The sequence below is a fragment of the Streptomyces sp. 8K308 genome, assembly GCF_004348315.1.
In the GTDB taxonomy this organism is placed as follows: domain Bacteria; phylum Actinomycetota; class Actinomycetes; order Streptomycetales; family Streptomycetaceae; genus Streptomyces.
This window is the reverse complement of sequence record NZ_SMKC01000451.1, coordinates 1-4762: the sequence shown is the minus strand read 5'-3', so window position 1 is coordinate 4762 and position 4762 is coordinate 1. Positions and strand designations below refer to the sequence as shown.

Here is a 4762-nt window from a genome sequence, read left to right as displayed (position 1 = left end):
CCGCCAGGGCGTCCCGAAGCCGCGGCGTCACCGCCCGGACCCGCGACGCCACTTCGTCCGCCCCGTAGCCCCGCGGCGCACACTCGGCCAGCATGATCACGTACAGGTACGTCCGGTAGAGCGCCATCCGCGTCCGTTCCTCCGCGGTGAAGTCGACCCGGCCGCCCACCGAGGCGTAGCCGTCGAGCAGCTCGCGGTCGAGCGGAGCGAGCAGGCAGAGCGACGCGAAGTCCGCCAGGGGATCGCCCCAGAACATCCGCTCGCCGTCTATGAGCGCGCTGACGCGGCCGTCCGCGAGCAGCACGTTGCCGGCCCACAGGTCGTAGTGGACCAGCGCCGGCTCCCGCACCTCGTCCAGCGTCGGCGCCACCGCGGCGGCGAGGTCGCGGATCCGATCGGGCGGCACCGGCAACGGCGCGGCGTACCGTTCGGCGTCGGTCAGCACCACGTCGAGCATGGTGGTGAAGGTGCCGCGCCAGTCGGCCGAGACCGGCAGGGCGCCGCCCGGATAGCCGAAGCCAGGGCCGCGGATGGCGTGCAGCCGGCCGACGAGCGCCCCCAACTCGCGCCGCAGCCCCGCCCGTTCCCCTTCGGCGGGCGGCGCCTCGTGCCAGGACACGCCCGGGCACTCCGTCATCAGCAGATAGTCCTCGCCGAACGACACGACCTCCGGCACCGGCGCCGTGCCAGCCGCCGCCCGGTAGAAGGCGGCCTCGCCGAACAGCAGCCCGCGCTCGTGGGACAGCCCGGGCGTGTCGGCCGGCGGCGGGACCTTGAGGATCAGCCGCCGGCCGTCCCGCAGCGACAGCCGGTGCAGCGTGTTGTAGGTGCCGCCGGTCAGCGGCTCGGCACCGACCACCTCGGCGGCGTCGAGGCCGGCCGCCGCCAGCGCCTCGGCCGCGGGACCCGCGGTCACCTGGCACCCGCCGCCGTGAGGGCCGCCCGCAGGTGGCCGTGGCTCTCGGCGAGGAGCCGAGCCGCGGTGTCCGCGTCGACCCTGCCGATGATGGTGAGGATGGCGTTCTTGACCTCGCCGCCGGTGGCGGTGAGCGCCTCCTCGATCACCGTGTCCGACGCGCCCGTCGCCAGGTGGACGATCCGCCGCGAGCGGGCCCGCAGCTTCTCGTTCGAGGCCCGCACGTCCACCATCAGGTTCCCGTACGTCTTGCCGAGCCGGATCATGCTGATTGTCGAGAACATGTTGAGCACCAGTTTCTGCGCCGTGCCCGCCTTCAGCCTGGTGGAGCCCGCGATCAGCTCGGGGCCCACCACCACCTCGATGCCGTGGTCGGCCGCGGCGGCCAGCGGCGACCCCGGGTTGCAGGAGAGGCCGACGGTCAGCGCCCCCCTGGTGCGCGCGTGCCGCACCGCGCCCACAGCGTACGGCGTGCGCCCCGAGGCCGAGACGCCGACCACCACGTCGTCGGCCGTGACGCCGACCGCGTCCAGGTCGGTGGCGGCCAGCCGCTCGCTGTCCTCTGCGCCCTCCACCGCCGAGACCATGGCCTCGGGGCCGCCGGCGATCAGGCCCATGACCTCGCCGGGCTCCGTGTTGAAGGTGGGCGGGCACTCGCTGGCGTCGAGCACCCCGAGCCGCCCGGCGGTGCCGGCGCCCAGGTAGAGCAGGCGTCCGCCGCGGGCCATCCGCTCGGCGGCGGCGTCGATGGCGGCCGCGATGCTCGGCAGTTGGGCCGCCACGGCGGCCGGGACGAGGGCGTCCTCGGCGTTCATGGCCCGGGCGATGTCCAGCGTCGAGCGCTGGTCGATCTCGGCGAGCTCTGGCCGGTGGGCCTCGGTGGTCAACGAGTCAAAATCCGTGGACATGGCGGGTCGGCTCTCCATGTTTTGGGCGAGGGGGGCCGGGGCGGGCGATGTCGGCCGTGCGCGCGAGGCCGGCCGGCTCAGCGCTCGCGCGGCGAGTGGCGGTGGGCCAGGGCCTCGTAGCTGGCGTGCAGCGCGGGTGCGGCCGACTCGTAGGTGCGCTGTGCGACGCCGATGAACAGGCAGTCGATGACAAGGAGTTGGCTGGTGCGGCTGGACATGGCGGCCGGCCGCAGCTCGCTCTCCCTGGCGGTCGAGGTGGTCAGCACGTGGTCCGCGTACTGGGTGACCTCGCCGTCCGGGCGTCCGGTGATGGCCATCGTGGTGGCGCCGTGGTCGAACGCGGCCTGGAGCGGCTCGATGACGTCAACCGTTCGGCCGGAGTGGGTGATGGCGACGGCGACGTCCCCGGCGCGCAGCTGGACCGCGTTGGTGACGGCCAGGTGCGGGTCGGAGTGCGCGTGGGCGACGAGTCCGATGCGGAGCAGCTTCTGCGCCAGGTCCTGGGCGACGAGCGCCGAGGCGCCGACGCCGTAGACGTCGATCCGGCGGGCGGCGGCGAGCGCGCTGACCGACGCCTCGAGCTGGGCCAGGTCGAGCGCGCCGGCCGTGTCGGTGAGGGTCTGCCGCTCGTCCTGCGCCAGCTTGGCGACGACGTCGCTCAGCGGGTCGTCGACCGAGATGTCCGCGGTGACGGCCGGGGCCGCGCCCGACGCCTGCTGGGCGGCGAGCCCGGCCAGCGCGAGGCGCAGGTCACGGTAGCCGGGGTAGCCGAGCAACCGGGCCGTGCGGACGACGGTGGCCTCGCTGGTGCCGGTGCGCTCAGCGAGGCCGGTGACGGTGAGAGCGGCGCAGCCGGCCGGGTCGCCGGCGACGGTCTCCGCGACGCGCTGCATGGAACGGGTCATGGAAGGCGCCATGGTTCGCACCTTCGCGGCGAGCGCCCCGGGCTCCGGGGGAGCAGGACGGGGTGCGACGGCGGCGACGGGTCGGGGTCTGCCGACACGTCGGACGAAATTTTCCTTCATCGCATTCCTCACAGGCGAAACGTATTTTCGGGGACGAGGGTCCGTCAAGCCCCCGGGTGCGCTGGTCGGTATCCGCTGGTGTGCCAGGTGATGGTCCAATGGTCTGTATGGAGCAGCCGACTTCGGAAGAGGCCATCCACCGGGGCAGGGCCCTGGTGCTGGCGGATCTGACCGCCGACGGACTGGCCGGTCCGAAGGAAGTTTCCATGTTGGAGAAGGCAGTTTCCCATCGGCGTTGGTGGTCCGACCAGTGGCCGGAGGGCGCGGTTTTCGTGCCCGGGCTGCTGGCCCAGGACATGCAGGACGCGCTGCTCGAGCACCACGGGCGCTGGCCGCTGTGCCCCCTGTGCGAGCGGGCGCCCGAGCGGGAGCCCCACGCGCTGGACCTGGAACCCGAGCTCGGCGAGGATCCGCGCTGGGTGTGCGGGGTGACGGGCCACGAGGTGGCGCCGCTCGGCTCGCTCGCCGACGCCCGGGGCTGACGCGCCGCGGCTCGTGCCCGGCCCGCTTTCAGAGATCCGCCCAACGGCGACGGGCGTCGGCGACGGCCTTCGGCGGCCGGTTCGGACGTGGGGCGGAGCGTGGGGGAATGCGGCGCGGAGCCCGCCGCGTTGCACCGGAACGTGTCCCCTCCCCACAGCTCAGCCACGTCCGACGCGCCCGACGGCGCGACCCGCTCCCGACTCCCCCTGGCCGTATACGTCCTCGGCGCGGCGGTTTTCGCACTGGGCACCTCGGAGTTCATGCTCTCCGGGCTGCTGCCCGAGGTGGCCGACGACCTCCACGTCTCCATCCCGACGGCCGGCCTGCTGATATCGGCGTTCGCCATCGGCATGGTGGTCGGCGCGCCGGTGCTGGCCGCCGCCACCGGGAGGTTGCCCAGGCGGCTGACCCTCGTCTGGCTGCTCGCGGTGTTCGCGGCCGGCCACGTGGTGGGGGCGCTGGCCCCGAACTACGCGCTGCTCTTCGTCTGCCGGGTGGTGAGCGCGTTGGCGTGCGCCGGCTTCTGGGCGGTGGGCGCCGCCGTGGCCATCTCGCTGGTGCCGCACGACGCCCGGGCCCGGGCGATGGCGGTGATGATCGGCGGCCTCAGCATCGCCAACATCACCGGCGTGCCGGGCGGCGCGGTGCTCGGCCAGTCCCTCGGCTGGCGCTCCGCGTTCTGGGCGGTGGCGCTGCTCGCCGCGATCGGCCTGGTCGGCGTGCTGCTCTTCGTGCCGCACACCACGCGGGAGGCCACGGCCGAGGGGCCAAGGCTCCGCGACGAACTGCGGATCTACCGGCGCGGCATGGTCTGGCTCGCCAGCGCCACGATCGCGCTCTTCGCGGCCGGCACCTTCTGCTTCTTCTCCTACCTCGCGCCGCTGCTCACCGACGTCTCGGGACTGGCCGAGGGCTGGGTCCCGGTGGCGCTCGTGCTCTACGGCGTGGGCGCGCTCGGCGGCACGGCGCTCGGCGGACGCCTCGCCGACCAGCACATGTTCGGCACGCTCTACGCCGGCCTGGCCTCCGCGGCCGGGGTGCTGGTCCTGGTCGCGCTGCTGGTCTCGGTGCCGGCGGCCGTCGTGACGCTGGCCGGGCTGCTCGGCTTCGCCTCCTTCCTGTGCGCGCCGGGTCTCAACGCGCGGATCTTCAACGTCGCGGGCGCCGCGGCGCCGACCCTGGCTGGGGCGACCGCCACCTCCGCGTTCAACACCGGCAACACGATCGGCCCCTGGGCCGGCGGCCTGGTGATCGACGGCGGCCTCGGCTACGTCTGGACTGCGTGGCTCGGCGCGATCCTGGTCCTCGGCGCGTTGGGCGGCGCCTGGCTCCAGTCCCGGACGGCGAGCCGATCCCGGCTGGTGGCCCGCAGCGGGCTCGTCTCCGACGTGCGGGTCACGTCCTAGCCGTGGTTCTTCCCCCCACCCACC

5 protein-coding genes are annotated in these 4762 nt (G+C 74.1%); 2 read left to right on the top strand and 3 right to left on the bottom strand.

What is annotated here, in order from left to right:
- The 3 genes from E1265_RS33750 to E1265_RS33740 all read right to left on the bottom strand — a co-directional run.
- Positions 1-916, bottom strand: a 916-nt coding sequence (locus E1265_RS33750) for a phosphotransferase (protein ID WP_132934763.1), incomplete at its 3' end; no start/stop codon positions are given.
- Complete coding sequence (gene murQ / locus E1265_RS33745; protein WP_347877283.1) at positions 913-1824, bottom strand: N-acetylmuramic acid 6-phosphate etherase; 912 nt, start codon at positions 1822-1824, stop codon at positions 913-915. The genes murQ and E1265_RS33750, both read right to left, overlap by 4 nt.
- A 77-nt stretch (positions 1825-1901) precedes the next feature.
- Positions 1902-2849: a MurR/RpiR family transcriptional regulator gene (locus tag E1265_RS33740; RefSeq protein ID WP_132934761.1), complete on the bottom strand. Its 948-nt coding sequence runs from the start codon at positions 2847-2849 to the stop codon at positions 1902-1904.
- 107 nt (positions 2850-2956) lie between these two features.
- On the opposite strand from E1265_RS33740, the gene E1265_RS33735 reads away from it, so the two are divergent.
- Both E1265_RS33735 and E1265_RS33730 read left to right on the top strand, forming a co-directional pair.
- A complete protein-coding gene (locus tag E1265_RS33735) occupies positions 2957-3331 on the top strand; it encodes a hypothetical protein (RefSeq protein WP_132934760.1) in 375 nt (124 codons plus the stop codon).
- A 141-nt stretch (positions 3332-3472) separates the two neighbouring features.
- A complete protein-coding gene (locus E1265_RS33730; RefSeq protein ID WP_132934759.1) occupies positions 3473-4738 on the top strand; it encodes a Cmx/CmrA family chloramphenicol efflux MFS transporter in 1266 nt (421 codons plus the stop codon).
- The last annotated feature ends 24 nt before the right edge of the window (positions 4739-4762 follow it).